Origin of the sequence: Aureimonas jatrophae (assembly GCF_900104035.1) — a bacterium.
In the GTDB taxonomy this organism is placed as follows: Bacteria; Pseudomonadota; Alphaproteobacteria; order Rhizobiales; family Rhizobiaceae; genus Aureimonas; species Aureimonas jatrophae.
Map to the genome: position 1 here is coordinate 454,179 of NZ_FNIT01000001.1, position 17,754 is coordinate 471,932.

The 17,754-nt window shown below is 70.0% G+C and carries 19 protein-coding genes; 8 read left to right on the top strand and 11 right to left on the bottom strand.

Features of this window, described 5'->3' with window-relative positions; all coding sequences use genetic code 11:
* The 11 genes from BLQ76_RS02230 to BLQ76_RS22310 all read right to left on the bottom strand — a co-directional run.
* Positions 1 to 581: sugar transferase (locus BLQ76_RS02230; protein WP_139183921.1), on the bottom strand; the 581-nt coding region annotated here is incomplete at its 3' end.
* Positions 582 to 1,226: 645 nt separating this feature from the next.
* Complete coding sequence (locus BLQ76_RS02235) at positions 1,227 to 1,556, bottom strand: hypothetical protein (protein ID WP_090668215.1); 330 nt, start codon at positions 1,554 to 1,556, stop codon at positions 1,227 to 1,229.
* A gap of 9 nt (positions 1,557 to 1,565) precedes the next feature.
* On the bottom strand, positions 1,566 to 2,087 hold the full coding sequence (locus BLQ76_RS02240; RefSeq protein WP_090668218.1) for a chemotaxis protein CheD: 522 nt from the start codon (positions 2,085 to 2,087) through the stop codon (positions 1,566 to 1,568).
* An 11-nt stretch (positions 2,088 to 2,098) separates the two neighbouring features.
* Positions 2,099 to 2,491, bottom strand: coding sequence for a response regulator (locus BLQ76_RS02245; RefSeq protein WP_062015730.1), 393 nt, complete (start codon positions 2,489 to 2,491; stop codon positions 2,099 to 2,101).
* A complete protein-coding gene (locus tag BLQ76_RS02250) occupies positions 2,482 to 3,567 on the bottom strand; it encodes a protein-glutamate methylesterase/protein-glutamine glutaminase (RefSeq protein WP_280140043.1) in 1,086 nt (361 codons plus the stop codon). The genes BLQ76_RS02245 and BLQ76_RS02250 overlap by 10 nt, the downstream gene beginning before the upstream one ends.
* Positions 3,564 to 4,367 (bottom strand): CheR family methyltransferase, encoded by an 804-nt coding sequence (locus BLQ76_RS02255; protein ID WP_090669513.1) that lies wholly within the window; start codon positions 4,365 to 4,367, stop codon positions 3,564 to 3,566. The genes BLQ76_RS02250 and BLQ76_RS02255 overlap by 4 nt, the downstream gene beginning before the upstream one ends.
* A gap of 59 nt (positions 4,368 to 4,426) precedes the next feature.
* On the bottom strand, positions 4,427 to 4,891 hold the full coding sequence (locus BLQ76_RS02260) for a chemotaxis protein CheW (protein ID WP_062015772.1): 465 nt from the start codon (positions 4,889 to 4,891) through the stop codon (positions 4,427 to 4,429).
* A 4-nt stretch (positions 4,892 to 4,895) separates the two neighbouring features.
* Positions 4,896 to 7,118, bottom strand: coding sequence for a chemotaxis protein CheA (locus BLQ76_RS02265; protein ID WP_090668225.1), 2,223 nt, complete (start codon positions 7,116 to 7,118; stop codon positions 4,896 to 4,898).
* 8 nt (positions 7,119 to 7,126) lie between these two features.
* Positions 7,127 to 7,492 (bottom strand): response regulator, encoded by a 366-nt coding sequence (locus tag BLQ76_RS02270; RefSeq protein WP_090668229.1) that lies wholly within the window; start codon positions 7,490 to 7,492, stop codon positions 7,127 to 7,129.
* Positions 7,492 to 7,950, bottom strand: a complete 459-nt coding sequence (locus BLQ76_RS02275; RefSeq protein ID WP_210184130.1) for an STAS domain-containing protein — start codon at positions 7,948 to 7,950, stop codon at positions 7,492 to 7,494. The genes BLQ76_RS02270 and BLQ76_RS02275 overlap by 1 nt, the downstream gene beginning before the upstream one ends.
* Positions 7,950 to 9,764, bottom strand: a complete 1,815-nt coding sequence (locus BLQ76_RS22310) for a methyl-accepting chemotaxis protein (protein ID WP_090668232.1) — start codon at positions 9,762 to 9,764, stop codon at positions 7,950 to 7,952. Before BLQ76_RS22310 ends, BLQ76_RS02275 begins: the two co-directional genes overlap by 1 nt.
* A 402-nt stretch (positions 9,765 to 10,166) precedes the next feature.
* On the opposite strand from BLQ76_RS22310, the gene BLQ76_RS02285 reads away from it, so the two are divergent.
* From BLQ76_RS02285 to BLQ76_RS02320, 8 genes are read left to right on the top strand one after another with little or no spacing between them, the layout of a single operon-like run.
* Positions 10,167 to 10,433, top strand: a complete 267-nt coding sequence (locus BLQ76_RS02285) for an STAS domain-containing protein (protein WP_090668235.1) — start codon at positions 10,167 to 10,169, stop codon at positions 10,431 to 10,433.
* Between the two features lie 40 nt (positions 10,434 to 10,473).
* On the top strand, positions 10,474 to 10,842 hold the full coding sequence (locus BLQ76_RS02290) for a response regulator (RefSeq protein ID WP_062015743.1): 369 nt from the start codon (positions 10,474 to 10,476) through the stop codon (positions 10,840 to 10,842).
* A 5-nt stretch (positions 10,843 to 10,847) separates the two neighbouring features.
* On the top strand, positions 10,848 to 12,845 hold the full coding sequence (locus tag BLQ76_RS02295; RefSeq protein WP_090668238.1) for a chemotaxis protein CheA: 1,998 nt from the start codon (positions 10,848 to 10,850) through the stop codon (positions 12,843 to 12,845).
* A gap of 14 nt (positions 12,846 to 12,859) precedes the next feature.
* Positions 12,860 to 13,348, top strand: a complete 489-nt coding sequence (locus tag BLQ76_RS02300; RefSeq protein WP_090668241.1) for a chemotaxis protein CheW — start codon at positions 12,860 to 12,862, stop codon at positions 13,346 to 13,348.
* Positions 13,349 to 13,386: 38 nt separating this feature from the next.
* On the top strand, positions 13,387 to 13,905 hold the full coding sequence (locus BLQ76_RS02305) for a chemotaxis protein CheW (RefSeq protein WP_090668244.1): 519 nt from the start codon (positions 13,387 to 13,389) through the stop codon (positions 13,903 to 13,905).
* 7 nt (positions 13,906 to 13,912) lie between these two features.
* A complete protein-coding gene (locus BLQ76_RS02310; protein WP_139183899.1) occupies positions 13,913 to 14,803 on the top strand; it encodes a CheR family methyltransferase in 891 nt (296 codons plus the stop codon).
* Positions 14,800 to 15,912, top strand: a complete 1,113-nt coding sequence (locus BLQ76_RS02315) for a protein-glutamate methylesterase/protein-glutamine glutaminase (RefSeq protein WP_090668251.1) — start codon at positions 14,800 to 14,802, stop codon at positions 15,910 to 15,912. Before BLQ76_RS02310 ends, BLQ76_RS02315 begins: the two co-directional genes overlap by 4 nt.
* A gap of 7 nt (positions 15,913 to 15,919) precedes the next feature.
* The gene (locus BLQ76_RS02320; protein WP_090668254.1) at positions 15,920 to 17,689 is read left to right on the top strand and encodes a coiled-coil domain-containing protein; all 1,770 of its coding nucleotides are present in this window, start codon (positions 15,920 to 15,922) and stop codon (positions 17,687 to 17,689) included.
* Positions 17,690 to 17,754: the final 65 nt, after the last annotated feature.

The window sequence follows — 17,754 nt, forward strand, 5'->3', positions numbered from 1 at the left end:
GTGAGGCCCGGCCGGGCGCGCTTGTAGGTCGAGAAGCGGTGGGCGTAGCGGTGCGCTTCCTCGTCGACGATGGGCCGCGGGCCGACCAGGCTCATCTCGCCGCGCAGGACGTTGAAGAGCTGGGGCAGCTCGTCGAGGCTGGTTTCGCGCAGGAAACGTCCAAGGCGCGTGACGCGCGGGTCGTTGCGCAGCTTGTGGTTGGCCTCCCACTCGGCTCTGGCGGCGGGGTCGCGCTGGAGGAGTTCCTGCAGGAGCTCGGCCGAGTTGGTGGCCATGGAGCGGAACTTGTAGCACAGGAAGTAGCGCCCGCCGAAGCCGATACGCCGGTGGCCGAACAGGACCGGGCCGGGGTCCGAGAGCTTCATGAGCGCCACGATCACCACCAGAAGCGGCGCCAGCGCCAGAAGCGCACCCCCCGCCAGAACGACGTCGAGAACGCGCTTCGATACGCCCCCAACCGGGACGTCGTCGCGCGGCGCGATGTTCGCGGACTCGGTGGCGTGATCCAAGGCGGGCAACTCGCCGACCCGAAGCTCGGCCACGCCAGAAGCGTTGCGCGACAGCGGCCTTGTCTCCGTCATGCGCTGCATCCTGCATAGGTTAACTGATAGTTGAATCAGTCCTTACAACAGGACCCAACAAACCTCAATCGGCCTGCAGCGTGGCCGACTTTGGCGTTCTCATGCGATACAGAAGTAAAAGCAAATAAAAATTTGAAAATCGATTTGGTCAGATATGATACCGATGACGGACCGCTTCCGGTGTTTGAGGGCAAGACAGAATGAATGTGGTTAACGTCGTAATCTTCGTCCGAAAGACGACGTATAAATCGTTTCAATCCACCGATATCGGAAATAAGAGGACTACTGCCGCTAATAAAGAGAAGTGTAACGCGCTCCTTCTGAGCACGACCATATAGGCTCGGTTGAAACGGTGCGTCGTGCGACGTGTCTCGGGTACCGAACTGCGGTCCTTTGCAGACGCGTCAAAGGCCGAGAGCGGCCTGAGCTTTGTGCACTGCAATACAACACGGCGCGGCGCGGTGCCTGAGCTGAGTGTGTACAGGTCGGCACAACAAACCGAAAGCATCGGTCGCCGCTGCGTCCCATTTGTGCGACGTCAGATGTGACGAGTGACATATTTCGTGATCGGTGACCGCACCCTCGCGATCCCGCGCACGGGCGCGCCGGCTGGAACCTGCGTGGCCCCCACCGATGGGCCGAACGTCAGAAGAAATCCACCGAACCGCTTTCCGCCGCCGTCGCCTCGCGGCCGCCCTTGAGACGGATCAACAGATCCGACAGGCGGACCGCCTCGATCACGCCGGGCATCACGGCGTCCTCGGGGGCCAGCGGTGCCAGCCGATCCAGCAGTCGCGACAGCTCGTCCAGATGTTGGGCCAAAGCGTCGATCGACTGCGCGCGCGCCTGCATGGGTTCGTTGAGCTCGGGCAGGAGCGGCACGAGCTCGCCGATCGCCTCGGCGACCTGCGCCTGCGCGGCCAGTTCGGTGCCGATCCGTTGGAGAAGCACGCGAAGGTCGGGCGTATCGCTCATGGAAAGCCTTCAGAAGAACTCGATGGCGCCGACATCGGGTGCGGGCGCGGTTGGGGGCGGGGGGGCGACCGGCGCGTCGAGGTAAAGCTGGCGAGCGCGACCGCCGACCGGCCAGAACTCGACCCGCCGTCCCACCGTGCCGCCGAGGCTCGTCGCCATCAGGGGGATGCGCTCGGTTTGAAGGAAGTGCTGGGCGAACGCGCCGTTGCGCCGACCGGTCTCGCCCCGGCCGCCCAGCGTCGCTGCGCCGCCGAAGAGCTTGGCGCGCAGGCGATCGCGCCGCGCGCCGCGCTCCAGGAGGCCGTTGATCAGCACTTCCATCAGGTAGGCGCCGTAACGCTCGGCCGCGCCCGCCTGCCGCGTCCCCTCGCCGCCGGGCAGCAGGAAGTGGCACATGCCGCCCGCGCCCGCCGCCGGGTCGAAGAAGCAGGCGGCCACGCACGAGCCGAGGACGGTCGTCAGGCAGAGATCCGGGTCATCCGAGACCCGCGTCTCGCCCTCGGCCACATGGAGGCGAACGATGCCCGGCACGGCGGCTCGCGTCAGGGCAGGTTGCCGGTCACCGCCTGGATCGCCTTTTGAAGGGCGGCCGGCTGAACGGGCTTGGGCAGGTAGTTGTTGACGCCGAGCTTGACGGCCTGCTGCAGGACGGTGCGGTCGCCCGAGCCGGTCAGGAGGATGAAGGGCGTGATGCGGGTCGCGGGATAGGTGCGGATCGCCTGGAGAAGCTGCAGCCCGTTGAGCTTGGGCATGTTGTAGTCCGAGATGACGATATGGGCGGGGCTCGTCATCATCATCTTGAGCGCCTCCTCGCCGTCCTTGGCGAAGGGGATGTTCGCGAACCCGATCTGCTGCAGCGCCTCGCGCATCAGGAGGCGGCTCGTGGTCTGGTCATCCACGATCAGGATCTTGATGGTCTGCTTGGTCAAAGACACGATGCGGGCTCCCGGGGGCTGGCATGGGTGCCGAACACGGCCTCGGCCATGAGGTCCAGCGGCATTTGATGGTCGACCGCTCCGATCTGGAAGGCGGCCTTGGGCATTCCGTAGACGAGGGACGAGGCTTCGTCCTGGCCTATTATCCACCCGCCGGCCTTACGAATCTCCAAAGCGCCGCGCGCGCCGTCGCTGCCCATGCCGGTGAGGATCAGGCCGAGCGCGCGCGCACCGAAGGCGCGGGCGGCGGAATGGAAAAGGACGTCGACCGAGGGGCGATGGCCGGACACGGGGTCGGCCGCGACAAGCGAGCAGGCGGGCTTGGCGCCTCCTTGCGCCAGAAGATGGCGCGCTCCGCCCGGCGCGATCAGGATCTCGCCCGGTCGCAGCGGCATCCCGTCCTCGGCCTCCGCCACGCGCACTGCGCAACTCTTGGCCAGACGCTGCGCGAAGCCGCGGCTGAAGCCGGCGGGCAGGTGCTGGACGACAAGGGTCGGGGGCGCATCCTCCGGCCACCCGCGCAGGAGCGCGGTCAAGGCCTCGATGCCGCCCGTCGAGGCGCCAATCGTGATGAGGTCGGGCCGCGCGCGAAGCGGAGCCTTGCGCGTGGGCGCGGGGGCCGGGCGCGGCTTGCCGAAGCGCCGGTTGGCGAGCGCCACGAGGACGTCGCGCGCCCGGGCGGCGAGGCGCACCGTTTCGGCCAGGCGCGCAAAGGCTTCGTCGCCTGCATGCCGCGGCTTCACCACGCAGTCGAACGCGCCGATCTCCAGCGCCTGGATCGCGGCGGTCGTGCCGGGTCCGGTTTGGTTCGACACCATCACGACCGGCGTCGGGCGCAGGCGCATCACCTTTTCCAGGAACTCGATGCCCTGCATGCCGGGCATCTCGACGTCGAGGGTCACGACATCCGGGTCGAGGCGCTTCATCGCCTCGCGCGCGTCGGCGGCGTTTTCCGCCTCGCCCACGACCTCGATCCCGCCGCCCTCGCGCAGCGAGCGCGCGATCAGAAGGCGCATGGTGGGACTGTCGTCCACCACCAGAACGCGCACGGGGGAGGGGGCATCAGGGGTGCTCACGCGAGCCTCCGGTAGGTGGTGGTGGCGAGGTGGGCGAGCCGCTCGGCGGCGGCACCCGTGACGCGCTCGGAATGGCCGGCATAAAGCCAGCCGTCGGGATGGATCTGGTCGGCCATGCGCAGCCAGACGGCCTCGCGCACGCCTTGGTCGAAGTAGATCGCGACATTGCGGAAGAACACGACGTCGAACAGGCCGCGCATCGGCCAGGGAGCCAGAAGGTTGAGCTCGCGAAACCGGATCAGAGCGCGCAGCTCCGGGCGCGCTTCGAGGAGGCCTTCGGGCGCGGGCTGGAAGAAGCGCGCGCGGTCGCAGGCCGCGACATCGGCGAACGCCGTCTCGTCGTAGCGGCCGTGCGAGGCGGCGCGCAGAACGTTGCGATCGATGTCGGTCGCCAGGATGCGGATATCGAGCGCGGACGCGTCGGGAACGGTGCGCAGGAGCGACATCGCCGCGGAATAGGTTTCCTGGCCCGTCGAGCAGCCTGCGCTCCAGATCCGCACCCGCCCGCCCGCCCGTGCGCGTTGCGCCAGCTCCGGTAGAACCTCCGTCTCGAAATGCCGGAAATGATGCGGCTCGCGGAAGAAGAACGTGTAGTTCGTGGTGAGCGCCTCGACCATGCGGCGCAACTCCTCGGCGCCGGCAGGCGACGACACGAGGTCGCCGTAGCGCTCGAAGCTGCCCGCACCCGTCTCCGCCACGCGTCGCACGAGGCGCGAGAACACCAGCGACAGCTTCGTGTCCGGCAGATGGATGCCCGCTTCGCGCCGCACGATTCCCGCGATCCGCCGAAAGGCGTCCACCGAAAGCGCGGGGTCCTCGGCGAGGACCCCCGTTCTGCGCGAAGGGGCCGCCGCCGCGTTCATGCCGTGCGCAGGCGCTCGGGCAGCATGCGCTCGGGCATGATGCGCGCGATCATGCGGTCCTCGATCGCCACCACGCTCGACACGAAGGCCTTGGCGGAGTCCTGGGCGAGGTCCGGAGCGCTCTGGAGAAGGTCGGGGGTCACCGACAGGATGTCGGACACCGAGTCCACCAGGAGACCGAAGACCTGGTCCTCGGCCGCCACCACCACGATCACGTGACGCGGCGTCGGCGGCTCGACCGGCAGGCCGAGGCGCGCGGCGAGATTGACCACCGGCAGGACGGTGCCGCGCAGGTTGATCACGCCGAGGATGTAGTGCGGGGCGTGGGGCAGGGTGGTCGCGGGCGACCAGCCGCGGATCTCGCGCACCGCCCGGATATCGACGCAGAATTCCTGCGGGCCCACCCGGAAGGCGACCATCTCGGTGCCGCCGCTGACCGACTTGCGAAGCGTCTGGGACATGGGGTTACTCCGCCGCCACCTGGTCGAGGCCGAAGATGAAACTGTCGAGGGACTTGTCGCCGGCGAGCGCGTCGACATCGAGGATCAGGGCGACGCGGCCCTCGCCCGAGATCGTGGCCGCCGAGATGCCGGTGACCGGCCGGTAGTTCCGCTCTAGGCTCTTGATAACGACCTGCCGCTGGCCGCGGATCTCGTCGACCTGAAGCGCGACGCGCCGGTTGTTGTCGCATTCCACGAGGATCGCGACGCCCTGCAGCGGGTCGGCGGGCGTTTCGCGGTAGCCGAGGCGCGTGCCGACGTCGATGAGCGGCACGATCGAGCCGCGCACGTTCACGGTGCGCCCCTGGCCGAGCGTCTGGAGGTCGGCGCCTTGCGGCCGGAACGTGAAGACGATGGCGCCGAGCGGCACCACCAGCGTCTCGTTCTCGACGCGTACGATCATGCCCTCGAGCACCGCCAGCGTGAGGGGCAGGCTCATGGTGAAGGTCGAGCCGAGGCCGGGGCGCGAGGTAATCACCAGCCGCCCGCCGAGCGCCTCGATCGACTGCTTGACGACGTCCATGCCGACGCCCCGGCCCGAAATGGCCGAGACGGTGGAGGCCGTCGAGAAGCCCGGCAGCATGACGAGCTGATCGATCTCCTCGTCCGACAGCATCGCGTCGGCCGAGATCAGGCCCTTGTCGACCGCGATCTGGCGCACCTTCGGCCGGTTGATGCCGGCGCCGTCGTCGGCGATCTCGATGATGATGCGACCCGAGCGATGGGCGGCCGAGAGCGTGACGGTCCCTTCCGCCGGCTTGCCCTTGGCGAGGCGGTCCTCGGGCTTTTCCAGCCCGTGGTCGATCGCGTTGCGGATCATGTGGGTGAGGGGATCCGACAGGCGCTCCACCACGGTCTTATCGACCTCGGTGTTCTCGCCCTGCGTGACGAAGTTCACCCGCTTGCCCGTGGCCGACGCCGTTTCGCGCACGAGGCGCGGCATACGCTGGAACACCGACTTCACGGGCTGGGCGCGCACTGCCATGACCGAGTCCTGCAGCGTGCGCGTCAGGCGGTCGAGCTCCTCGATCGAGCCGGCGATCTCGGAGCCGGTGGGAAGCTCGGCCTCCTCGATGCGCTGGGCGAGCATGGTCTGGGTGGTGACGAGCTCGCCTACGAGGTCGATCAGCTTGTCGACGCGCGTGAGCTCGACGCGGATCACCACGCCCGGCGCCTCGCCCCCGCCCTTGGGCTCGCCGCTCTCGTCCTTGGCGGGTTTGGCGGCGGCAGCGGGCTTGGGCTCGGCGGCGACCACGGGCTCGGGCCGCGTTTCAGCCGTTGCCGGCGCGTCCGGCTCGGACGCGATCTCGCTCTGGAGCCGCGCCAGGAGATCGGCAACCGCGAGACCCCCGACGTCCGGCTCGGCGGCATCGGCGCGTGGCGTGATCTCCAGCTCGCAGTCCCATTCCGCGAACTCGAAGACCTCGCGCACGGCGCTTTCGGCGATCCCCTCGCCGTCGAGCGAGATCGCGAAGGAGAGGTAGCTGTCCTCGGGGTCGATCGCGTCGAGCGTGGGCACGCGGCTCGTGTCGCAGGCAACGCTCATCTCGCCCAGCGCACCGAGCTGGCGCAGGATCACCGCCGCCTCGTTGGCCTTGGCGTAGAGTTCGCGGCGGGGCGTGAACGCGATCTGGAACAGCGGGCCGTCGGTGGGCAGGGCGGCGGGTTCGCCGAACGCCGGCATCGCGCCGTCGCCGCCCAGCATCGCGCCCCAGTCCACCGCGACCGGCGTGAACTCGAAGTCGGCGAGACTGGCCCCGCCGTCCTCGTCGTCGCCTTCCGCCGCCCCGTGCGCCTCGCGCGGGCCGCCGATGAGCGTTTCCAGCTCGTTGATCAACTCGGCCGAGCGCGCCTCGTCGGCGGCCTCTCCGTCGCGGCCGGCGGCCACGAGGTCGCGCAGGTGATCGGCCGAGCGCAGCATCACGGCCATCACCGCGTCGCCGGCCTCGAGCCGGTGCGAGCGCACCTCGTCCAGCACCGTCTCGAAGACGTGGGCGAAGCGCACGAGGTGATGAAGGTCGAAGGCGCCGGCGCCGCCCTTGATGGAGTGCACCGCGCGGAAGACGCGGTTCACCGTGTCGTCGTCGGTCTCGCCGCCGCTCATGGCGTTGAGGCCGTCCTCCAGCTCCTGCAGCTGGTCGTCGCATTCCTGGAAGAAGACGACCCGGATCTCGTCGAGAGCGCTCATGACGAACCTCAGGCCGCGACGCGGTTGATCGCCGAGACGAGGCGCTCGGGATCGAAGGGCTTCACGATCCAGCCGGTGGCGCCGGCGCGGCGCGCGCGGTCCTTCTTGGCCGGATCGGACTCGGTGGTGAGCACGATGATCGGGATGGCGCGGCGCGCCCCGTCGGCGCGCACCGCCTCGATGAACTCGAGCCCGTTCATGCGCGGCATGTTGATGTCGGTGATGATGACGTCGGGCTCGGAGGCGCCCAGCACCTCGAGGCCGTGCACGCCATCCTCGGCCTGGATCACCGTGAAGCCCGCCTTGTCGAGCGCCGAGCGGAGCAGTTCGCGCATGGTGCGCGAGTCGTCGATGGTGAGAATCGTCTTCGTCATCACGCGGCGTCCACGAGGAAGGGGTCGGCGATCCCGAACAGGGCGAGGTCGCGGCGGAAGGCGTCGGAGGCTCCCTGGAGCCGGATCGGCACGCGGTCGGCGCTGAACGTCCGGCCTGCCGACAGGAGAAGCTGCAGGCACTGGCCACCCAGGCGCTTCACCTCGCCCGCCTCGACCCGAAGCGGCCTGCCGCGGTGGGCAAGAAGCGCGGCATGGAGGGGGGCGGTCGCGGTGATGTCGAGGACCGGCGCGAGGACCAGGACCGTCTCGTTCTCGCCGGGCGCTTCGTCATCCGCCGCCTCGGGCAGCGTGGCGAGGAGGGGAGGGGTCTCGACCACGTGCTCCTCTTGCGCCTCCTCCTCGTTCGAGGCGGCCGCCTCGAACGAGGCCATCATCGCGAGGATCTCGGGCGGAAGCGTTAGCTCGGGCAGATCGTCGGTGCGGGTCGTGTCGGACATCAGAACTCCTCCCATCCGAGATCGTCGGCGGCGGCGGCGGGGGCGGGGGCCGCCATCGCCGCGGCCGAGCCGCCGGCGGCCGCGACGACAACCGGCACCGGCACGGCCGGCGCCCGGGGCGCGGGCGCGGCGGGCAGGCGCGCGACCGGCGGCGCGGCATGCATGGCGGCCGAGACCTGGCGCAGGTTCGCCACCGAGCGATCGGTGTCGCTCACCTGGAAGCTGGCCAGAAGCCGGCAAAGCTCCTCGGTCTCGGTGCGCAGCGAGAGCGTGGCGGCCGTGGTTTCCTCCACCATCGCCGCGTTCTGCTGCGTGACGCGGTCCATCTTGTTGACGGCCTCGTTGACCTCGGCGATGCCGGTGGACTGCTCGCGCGCCGAGCCGGCGATCTCCTGCACCAGGGCGTCGACCTGCGTGACCTGAGCGGCGATGCGCGTCAGCACCTCGCCCGAGCGGCTGACGAGATCCACGCCGTCGCCCACATGGGCCGACGAGGCGCCGATCAGCGACTTGATCTCCTTGGCGGCCTCGGACGAGCGCTGGGCGAGCGCGCGCACCTCGAGCGCCACCACGGCGAAGCCGCGGCCGGCGTCGCCCGCGCGCGCCGCCTCGACGCCTGCGTTGAGGGCGAGAAGGTTGGTCTGGAAGGCGATCTCGTCGATCACGCCGATGATGCGGGCGATCTGCTGCGACGACTTCTGGATGGCGTTCATGGCGGCCACCGCCTCGCGCATCACCTCGCCGGAGCGCTCGGTGTCGAGGCGGGCGGCGGCGACCGAGGAGGCGACCGAGGCGGCGTTCTCGGCGGAATGCTTGACGGTCGCGGTGATCTCGTCGAGCGCGGTCGCGGTCTTGTCGAGCGAGGCGGCCTGCTGCTCGGTGCGGCGCGACAGGTCGTCGGCGGCCTGGCCGATCTCGTTGGTGCCGTTGGTGATCGAGGCGACCGAGGCGGTGACGTGGGCGACCGTGTCGTGGAGGTGGGCGGCGGCCGCGTTGAAGGCTGCCGGAATGGCGGCGAAGCGCTCGGGCAGGGCGGTCTCGATGCGGCAGGTCAGGTCGCCGGCCGCCAGGCGCCGAAGGGCGCCCTCCAGCGTTTCGGCCACGAGCGCTGCGTCGTCCGCACGCGCCCGGGCGTCGCTTTCGGCCTCGCGCGAGGCCTCGGCCCGGGCGTCGCCCTGGCGGATGGCGTCGGCCTCCACGGCCGCGATGCGGGTCTTGAGCTGGCTCAGCGCTTCGCCGGTCTGCGTCAGGATGGCGACCTCGCCCTGGGTGCCCGCGACGCCGGCGGCGTCGGCCAGCTGGCGCGCGGCGCGCCGAACTGGGGCGATCGCGGCGCGCTGAACCAGGAAGGCCAGAAGCATCAGGCCGGCCAGCGGGACGAGGATCGCGGCCAGGAGCATGGTTCCAGCCGACGACAGGCTTTCGGCACGCTGCTCGCGCACCGTGCTCAGGGCGGTCTGGGTGTCGCCCGCGATCGACTGGAGAAGCGGGGCCGCCGCCTCGAGCCGCTCCGCGTCCACGGACGACGGGTTCGACAGGATGGTCTCGAGCCGGTTGACGCGCGCCAGGTCGGTCGTGTCGAGGCTACCGAGGCGCAGCGCCTCGACATCGCTCCCGACCGGACCGCCTTCCCACAGGCGCAGCGAGAGGCTGCGCGCCGTATCCAGCCGCGTGGCGAGCGCGGCCTCGCGCTCGGCCGCCTCGGCCGCCCGGCCCGCCTGGTTGTAGGCCAGAAGACCCGTCAGGATGCTGGCGCCGCCGGCCAGCGCTACCGCCAGCAGAAGCTGGCGCGACATGGTCATGGACTTCAGCATGCGGGCTCCGATCGGAAGGCGGCGGATGGGTGGCGCGCCGGTTGCCGGGTGGCCCGGCGGATCGCGTCGATCGTCAGGGTTGATCCCGAACCGATAAAATTCGGTTGAGATTGTAACGGTTGTTCTGAGTAGTCTTCCGGAGGCCGTTGTTAGCGTCCGATTCAGCATAGAAGCAACGAGACTCCAGCCGTTCGCGTCTGCTCTTGGGCCTCGGGCGCCGCGTCTTCGTACGCGTGGGAGTCCTTGGGTTGGGACCGGGTCCGGTAGCGGCCGCCGAAAGTCTTCGCGGTCGCCGTTTCTCCATCGAACACGCGCCACAACTTTTGCGGCTGCTTAACTCACGGGCAATTACTTCACCCCATAGTTGGCCATCCCGCTCCCCTCATCACCCGGAACGAGCCGATGTCCTCTCCCAGCGTGCTGACGCTCCATGGTGCCCACGACCTGTCGACGTCGGTGGCCACCCATGCCGCGATGCTGGAGGCCTCGGCTGCCGGCTCGCTGCGTCTCGACCTGTCGGGCGTCGAGAGTGCCGATGTCAGCTTCGTTCAGCTGGTGCTGGCCCTGCGGGCGGGCCTCGAGGCGCGCGGCGACACGCTGGAATGCCTCACCTCGCCGGCGGTCGTGGAAGCCTTCTCGCGCTGCGGCGCCGATCTTCCCGCGAACTGATCCCTCCCTCCCTTTCCTTGTTTCCTGAAGGCCGATCCCCGTGACGAAGTCCGTTCTTTGCGTCGATGACTCCGCCAGCGTGCGGCAGATGGTGTCGTTCACCCTGGAGAGTGCCGGCTACGCGCCCGACACCGCCGTGGACGGCGCCGACGCCATCACCAAGCTGGAGCAGAACAAGTACCAGCTCATCATCACCGACCTGAACATGCCCAACCTCGACGGCATCGGCATGATCCGGAAGGTCCGGCAGATGCCGCAGCATGCGGGCCTGCCGATCGTGATGCTGACCACCGAGTCCGACGAGGCCAAGAAGATGGAAGGCAAGGCGGCCGGCGCGACCGGCTGGATCGTCAAGCCCTTCGACCAGACCAAGCTGGTGGCGGTCGTCAACAAGCTGATCGGAGCCTGATACCGATGGGCGGCGGCGACATGCTCGAGGTCTTCCTCAACGAGGCGCGGGACCTTCTGGAACAGCTCGAGGCGGCGCTGCTCGACCTCGAGACGCGGCCGACCGACCGCGAGCTGATCAACACGACCTTCCGCGCTCTTCACACGCTGAAGGGCTCGGGCGGCATGTTCGGCCCGCCCGCCATGGCCGCCTTCGCGCACGAGCTGGAGAACGCCTTCGAGAAGGTGCGCCAGGACAAGGTCGCGGTGACCCCGCGCCTCGTCTCCCTCCTTCTCCAGTCGGCGGACCAGATCCGCAAGCTCCTGTTCGAGCCGGGCGACCATTCCGAGGCGAGCCATCGCCTCGCCGCCGCCCTGAACGAGGAGGTCGGAACAGGCGCGCCCGCCGCCGCCGTGCCGGCGGCGGCCCCCGTCGCGGTCGCGGCCGCCGCTCCCGCCTCCGACATGAAGCGCTGGCGCATCCGCCTGCGCCTGGAGGCGAACGCCCTTCAGTTCGGCACCAACCCGGTCTCGCTCTTCGACGAGCTGCGCGACCTCGGGACGCTCACGGTCACCGCCGACGCCTCGCGCCTGCCTGCGCTGGCCGAGCTCAACCCGACCGAGCTCTACCTCGGCTGGGAGATGGTGCTGGAGACGGCCGCCGCGCGTTCGCAGATCGAGGACGTCTTTATCTTCGTGGACGGTCCCGACGCCGTCCTGATCGAGGCGCTGGACGCCGCCGCTCCCGTCGTGGCTCCCGCCGAGATGGCGCCGCCGGCTGCTGCAGCGGCGCCTGCGCCCGCCGCCGCGCCCAAGGCCGCCGCCGCCCCGAAGGCCGAGGAAGCGCGCGGCGAAGCGCGCACCGAGGCCCATGTGCGGGTGTCGGCGAGCCGCCTCGATCTTCTGCTCGACCAGGTCGGCGAGCTCGTGATCGCCCAGGCTCGCCTCACGGCGCTCGCCCGCAATCGCCGCGACCCCGTCCTGTCCACGGTCTCGGAAGAGATCGAGCGCCTGTCGGCGGACCTGCGCGACTCGGCCATGGGCATGCGCATGGTGCCGATCGAGACGCTGTTCGGCCGCTACCGGCGCGTCGTGCGCGACATCTCCTCGGATCTCGGCAAGGAGATCGATCTGGTCTTCACGGGCGAGGAGACCGAGCTCGACAAGACCGTGCTCGACCGCCTCGGCGATCCGATGGTCCACATCATCCGCAACTCGCTCGACCATGGCATCGAGTCGGCCGAGCGGCGGCTCGCCGCCGGCAAGCCGGCGCGCGGCCACCTGCGCCTCGGCGCCCGCCAGGCCGGCACCGAGGTCGTGATCACGATCGAGGACGACGGCGCCGGGCTCAACCGCGCCCGCATCCTGGAAAAGGCGCAGGCCGCCGGCGTCGTGCTGGAAGGCGTCACCCCGCCGGACCGCGAGATCGACGAGCTGATCTTCCATCCCGGCCTGTCCACGGCCGCCACCGTCTCGAACCTGTCGGGACGGGGCGTCGGCATGGACGTCGTGCGCCGCACGATCAACGAACTGCACGGCTCGATCGAGATCGACACGCGGCCGGGCGAGGGAACGCGCTTCCTTCTGCGCCTGCCCCTTACGCTGGCCATCGTCGACGGGCTGCAGGTCTCGGTCGGCGAGACGCAGTGCATCCTGCCGCTCACCAGCGTCGAGGAGTGCGTCGAGCTCTCGGCGGTGGAGTCGCGCGCTTCCAACGGGCGCAACTTCGTGGACATCCGCGGCACGCTGGTGCCCCTCCTGTGGATGCACGAGGTGTTCAACGAGGGGACACGCGGCGGCGTGGTGGTCGTGGTCGAGAGCGACACCGGCAAGCTCGGCGTCGTGGTGAACCAGGTGGTCGGCCAGCACCAGACCGTGATCAAGCCGGTTTCGCCGCTGCATGCGGGGACGCCGGGCCTGGGCGGCGCGACGATCCTGGGCGACGGCACGGTGGCCCTGATCCTCGACGTCAACCCGCTCGCCCGTCATGCCGTGCGCCCGCGCGTCGACACCGTCGCGGCCTGAAGAGGAAGAAACCGATGTCCGCAGCCGCCGCCCTTCCCGCAGCGACCCCCGCGCAGCCGCAGTCCGTTGCGCGCGACTTCCTGACCATCGCGCTCGGCGAGGACCTCTTCGCGATCCCCGTGTCGCTGGTCCACGAGGTGCTCGACCCCGCGCCCGTGACGCGCGTTCCCAACGCGCCGGTCTTCGCGCCGGGCCTCGTCAACGTGCGCGGCAACGTCCTGCCGATGCTCGACCTTCGCGCCCGCTTCGGCCTGGAGCCCGCGCCCGATACCGCCTCGACGCGCCTGATCGTGTCGGAGGTGGCGATCGAGGGCGGCGACCCGTTCGAGGTCGCCATCAAGACCGACGCCGTGTTCGCCGTGGTTCCGGTGCGCGACGAGGAGATCGCGAGCGTGCCCGAATACGGCTCGCGCTGGCCGAGCCGGTTCCTTGCGGGCGTCGTGCGCGACGAGGGACGCTTCGTCCTGCTGCTCGACGTCCCCCGCCTCGTCGAAACCCACTGAACGCCCGTCCGCCCCTTTCTCTTCCGGGACTTTGATCCATGAGCCAGCCCTTCCGGTCCGCCTTCGGCGAAAGCGAGACTGAGAGCGAGAGCGCCGAGATGCTCACCTTCCAGCTGGGCTCGGGCGCCTTCGCGGTGAACGTGCGCCAGGTCCGCGAGGTGCTCGACCACAAGCCGATCCAGCCGCTCGCCAACGCGCCGGCCAGCCTTCTGGGCATGATCGACGTGCGCGGCGCCGGCGTGCCGGTGGTGGATCTCAAGCGCAAGCTGCGCATGCCGGACAGCGAGATGCGGCCCGTCACCGGCGACACGCGCATCGTGGTTCTCGAGTTCGAGGCCGCGGGCGAGACGCAGACCATCGCCGTGATCGCCGACGCCGTGCACGAGGTCGTGGACCTTGCCGACCAGGTGGTCGAGATGCCGCCGCACGTGGGCGAGGCCTGGGACACGACCTTCATGCAGGGACTGGGCCGGCGCAACGAGAGCTTCCTGACGCTGCTGCGCGCCGACCACCTCTTCTCCGCGGGCGAGGGCGTTGTCCTCGGCCGGGCCGCGTGAGGACGCCATGGCCGCGCTGCGCAAGCCCAACCCCGAGGGCACCGAGGTCATTCCGGCCTGGACGCGCGTCCAGCTAGCCGACGCCGCCTTCGCCACGCTCGTGCGCCTGGTGCGCGAGAGCTGCGGCGTCGCCATGTCGGACTTCAAGAAGACCATGCTGGAGACGCGGCTGCGCCGCCGTCTCCAGGCGACGGGCCTCGAAAGCTTCGAGGCCTACGTCGCGCTCCTCCAGAAGCCCGAAGGCTGGCGCGAGGAGGGGCAGAACTTCGTGGACGCCGTGGTCACCAACGAGACCTCGTTCTTTCGCGAACGCGCCCACTTCGACCACTTCACCCCGGCCGAGGTCGAGCGCCTGCTCAAGAACGGCGACGGGCGGGGCCTTCACGTCTGGAGCGCGGCCGCCTCGTCGGGGCAGGAGGCCTACACGATGGCCATGGTGCTCGACAGCCTGTCGGAGGGCGCCACGCGCTTCGACTGGTCGGTGCTGGCCACCGACATCTCGGTGAAGGTCCTGCGCATGGCGCGCGAGGCGGTCTACCGCTCGGAAGACGTGGCGCCGGTCCCGCCCGCGCTGCTCGACCGCTACGTCCTGCGCTCGCGCGACGAGGCGAGCGGCACGGTGCGCATCGCGCCGGAGCTGCGCCAGCGCGTCCACTTCGGCCAGCTCAACCTGATGCATGCCGAGTACAAGCCGAAGCGGACGATGGACGTCATCTTCTGCCGCAACGTCCTGATCTACTTCGAGCCCGCCGTCCAGGAACAGGTCGTCTCCAAGCTGGCGCGCCACGTGCGCCCCGGCGGTCTCCTGATCCTCGGCCATTCCGACTCGCTGCGCACCAAGACCCTGCCGCTGCGCCTCGTCGGCAACAACATCTACGAACGCCTGGGAGACAGATGATGAGCGCGATCCGCGTCCTGATCGTGGACGACTCGGCCAGTGTGCGGCAGGTGCTCACCGAGATCGTCTCGGCCGAGCCCGGCATGGAGGTGATGGGCACCGCGTCCAACCCCTACTTCGCCGCCGAACGGCTGCGCGAGGAGGTGCCCGACGTCATCATCTGCGACATCGAGATGCCGCGCATGGACGGCATCACCTTCGTCCAGAAGCTGATGAGCCAGCGCCCGATCCCGGTGGTGATCTGCTCCTCGCTCGCCGAGGCCGGCTCCGCCATGGCGCTTCAGGCGCTGGAAGCGGGCGCGGTGGAGATCATCGCCAAGCCCAAGATGGGCACGCCGCAGTTCCTTCTGGAGTCGCGCACCCGCATCACGGACGCCGTGCGTGCGGCAGCCCAGGCCAAGCCGCGCCAGCGCCGCGCGCCTGCCAGCACCGGTGTCCAGCCCAAGCTCACCGCCGATGCCGTCCTGCCGCCCGCCACCGGCCGCCCGATCGACCGCACCACCGACAAGGTGGTGGTGGTCGGCGCCTCCACCGGCGGAACCGAGGCGCTGCGCCACCTTCTGGAGCCGCTGCCCGTCGACTGCCCCGGCATCGCCGTTGTGCAGCACATGCCGGCCGGCTTCACCTCCGCGTTCGCCAAGCGGCTCGACTCGCTCTGCCGCATCGAGGTGCGCGAGGCCGTCACCGGCGACCGTCTGATGCCGGGTCTGGCCCTGATCGCGCCGGGCAACCACCACCTCCTCCTGCAGCGCTCGGGCGCGCAGTACCACGTCGAGGTGCGGGAGGGGCCGCTCGTGTCGCGCCACCGCCCCTCGGTGGACGTCCTGTTCCGCTCCGCCGCCCGCTCGGCCGGCGCCAACGCGCTCGGCATCATCATGACGGGCATGGGCGACGACGGCGCCAAGGGCATGCTGGAACTGCGCCAGACCGGCGCGCGCACGGTCGGCCAGGACGAGGCGTCCTGCATCGTCTACGGCATGCCCAAGGAGGCCATGAAGGCGGGAGCGGTGGAGGAGGAGATGCCGCTCGGCAAGCTCTCCGCCGAGATCGTCCGCTTCAGCCACGACCATTCCCCGCGCGTCCAGGCGCGCGCCTCGCAGAGCCGGTAACCGCGCCATGACCACCGACACGCTTCTGTCCCCCGAGACCCTCCAGCCGCTGTCGCGCGCGCTGGAGCGCATCCACCAGTGGAACGTCTCTTCGGAGACGGTCTATCTCGGCGCGGGCGAGGATCTCCAAACGCTTCACCGGCGCATCGGCACGGTGCGCGACGGCATCCGCCGCACCACCGAGACCGTGTCCTCGGCCGACGGCGACCGGGTGGAAGCACTGCTCGCGGGTGCCGCCGAGGCAGCCTCCGACCTCGAGGGCGCCTCGCGCGAGCGCACGCGCCTCCTGCGCACGCTCTCCGACGGCGTGACGCTCAGCGCCGGCGGCTCGGCGGCCGTCGCGCTCGTGTTCCGCCTTCTGGACTATGTCGTGCTCGTCGCGCGCACCCATGTCGAGGGCATGAGCGAGGGGCGCGAGGTGCTCGTGCCCTTCACCGAGCACGTCCATGAACTCGTAAGCTCCGGTCAGGGCGTCGCCAGCAGCCTCGACGAGCGCGTGCGCGTCCTGCGCGGCCACATCGAGGAAAGCCGCGCCATCGACAACCGCGTCGGCGCGCGGGCCGCGGTCGGCGAGCCGAGCCTCGCCTTCCAGTTCAAGGGACTGATCCGACGCCTGGCCATGGAGCGCGACACCCTGGCCGATACGCGTCAGGAAGCGCACCGCTCCTTCTCCACGATCCGCGACGCGGTGGGCGGCCTCGTGATGGGCCTCCAGTTCCATGACATCGCCCGCCAGCGCCTCGAGCACACGCTCGGCAACCTCGAGCGCTTCCTTCTGCTTGCCGCGGAGGGCAAGCTGGCGCACGACGCGCCGGCGCTCGCGCCCAAGGCGCGCAACCTTGCGGTGCGTCGCATCGCCGAGCTCGAGATCGCTCAGCTCCAGAGCCTCGCTTCGCTCTACGAGACCCGCATGGGCGAGCTGCACGGCAACCTCACCGTGATCGAGGACGAGCTTCTCGCCTCGGACCGCCTTCTCGCCTCGCTGTTCCGCGAGGGCACGAGCGGCGAAGGACGGTCCGCCATGGCCGTTCTGGAAAGCGAGACGAGCCGCCTGCGCCAGCGCTTCCAGCGCGGCGAGAGCGACCGCCGCCAGCTCGACGAGAGCCTGCGCGAATGCGTCGAGGCCGCCGACCCGCTGATCGCCATGACCGACGAGCTCGGCGCACTGGAGCACACGCTGCGCCTCGCCGGCTTCAACGCCGCGGTGCGCGCCGCCCATGTCGACTCGGGCGACGAGACGATCGGCTACATCGCCCGCGAGATCCGCGAGCAGGCCACCGCCGCCAAGGTCCAGGCCGACACGGTGCGCGAGGGCATCGAGGCCTCGGTCAGCGCCACGCGCGAGCTGGAGGCGAGCGTCCTGCCGGCGATTCGTCGCGCCGAGGATGCGATCAGCCGCCAGTTCGAGGAGGCGACCGCGCTTCTCGCCCGTATCGAGAGCGACTGCCAGAACGAGATGCGCGCGGCCTCCAGCCAGGCCGAGGGCCTGAGCGGCCGCGTACGCACCATCTCGACGCTGATGACGCCCCATGTCGAGGGCTGCGCCCTGATGCGCGAGGCGGTGGCGCTTCTGGAAGCCATGCTGCGCGGCCTGCCCGACGAGACCGCGAGCCTCGAGGACGCGCGCGACCTCCACGGGCTGCTCGCCGGTCAGTACACGATGGCCGAGGAGCGCCAGATCTTTGAGGCCTCGTTCCGCGGCCAGCTGGGTGCGGCACCTGCCGCGCCGGCAGCGGCGGCTGCGGCGGCCGACGACATCGACGACCTCCTGTTCTAGGCTGTTCCCCACGACGAGTGCTTTCGGCGGGCCGCCCTCGGGCGGCCCGTTCGCGTTTTCGAAGC

Bases quoted from the DNA above. Each gene is read 5' to 3' on its own strand.
- BLQ76_RS02235 (WP_090668215.1), bottom strand. From the start codon at position 1,556: ATGAGCGATACGCCCGACCTTCGCGTGCTTCTCCAACGGATCGGCACC.
- BLQ76_RS02260 (WP_062015772.1), bottom strand. From the start codon at position 4,891: ATGTCCCAGACGCTTCGCAAGTCGGTCAGCGGCGGCACCGAGATGGTC.
- BLQ76_RS02265 (WP_090668225.1), bottom strand. From the start codon at position 7,118: ATGAGCGCTCTCGACGAGATCCGGGTCGTCTTCTTCCAGGAATGCGAC.
- BLQ76_RS02270 (WP_090668229.1), bottom strand. From the start codon at position 7,492: ATGACGAAGACGATTCTCACCATCGACGACTCGCGCACCATGCGCGAA.
- BLQ76_RS02275 (WP_210184130.1), bottom strand. From the start codon at position 7,950: ATGTCCGACACGACCCGCACCGACGATCTGCCCGAGCTAACGCTTCCG.
- BLQ76_RS22310 (WP_090668232.1), bottom strand. From the start codon at position 9,764: ATGCTGAAGTCCATGACCATGTCGCGCCAGCTTCTGCTGGCGGTAGCG.
- BLQ76_RS02285 (WP_090668235.1), top strand. From the start codon at position 10,167: ATGTCCTCTCCCAGCGTGCTGACGCTCCATGGTGCCCACGACCTGTCG.
- BLQ76_RS02295 (WP_090668238.1), top strand. From the start codon at position 10,848: ATGGGCGGCGGCGACATGCTCGAGGTCTTCCTCAACGAGGCGCGGGAC.
- BLQ76_RS02300 (WP_090668241.1), top strand. From the start codon at position 12,860: ATGTCCGCAGCCGCCGCCCTTCCCGCAGCGACCCCCGCGCAGCCGCAG.
- BLQ76_RS02305 (WP_090668244.1), top strand. From the start codon at position 13,387: ATGAGCCAGCCCTTCCGGTCCGCCTTCGGCGAAAGCGAGACTGAGAGC.
- BLQ76_RS02310 (WP_139183899.1), top strand. From the start codon at position 13,913: ATGGCCGCGCTGCGCAAGCCCAACCCCGAGGGCACCGAGGTCATTCCG.
- BLQ76_RS02315 (WP_090668251.1), top strand. From the start codon at position 14,800: ATGATGAGCGCGATCCGCGTCCTGATCGTGGACGACTCGGCCAGTGTG.
- BLQ76_RS02320 (WP_090668254.1), top strand. From the start codon at position 15,920: ATGACCACCGACACGCTTCTGTCCCCCGAGACCCTCCAGCCGCTGTCG.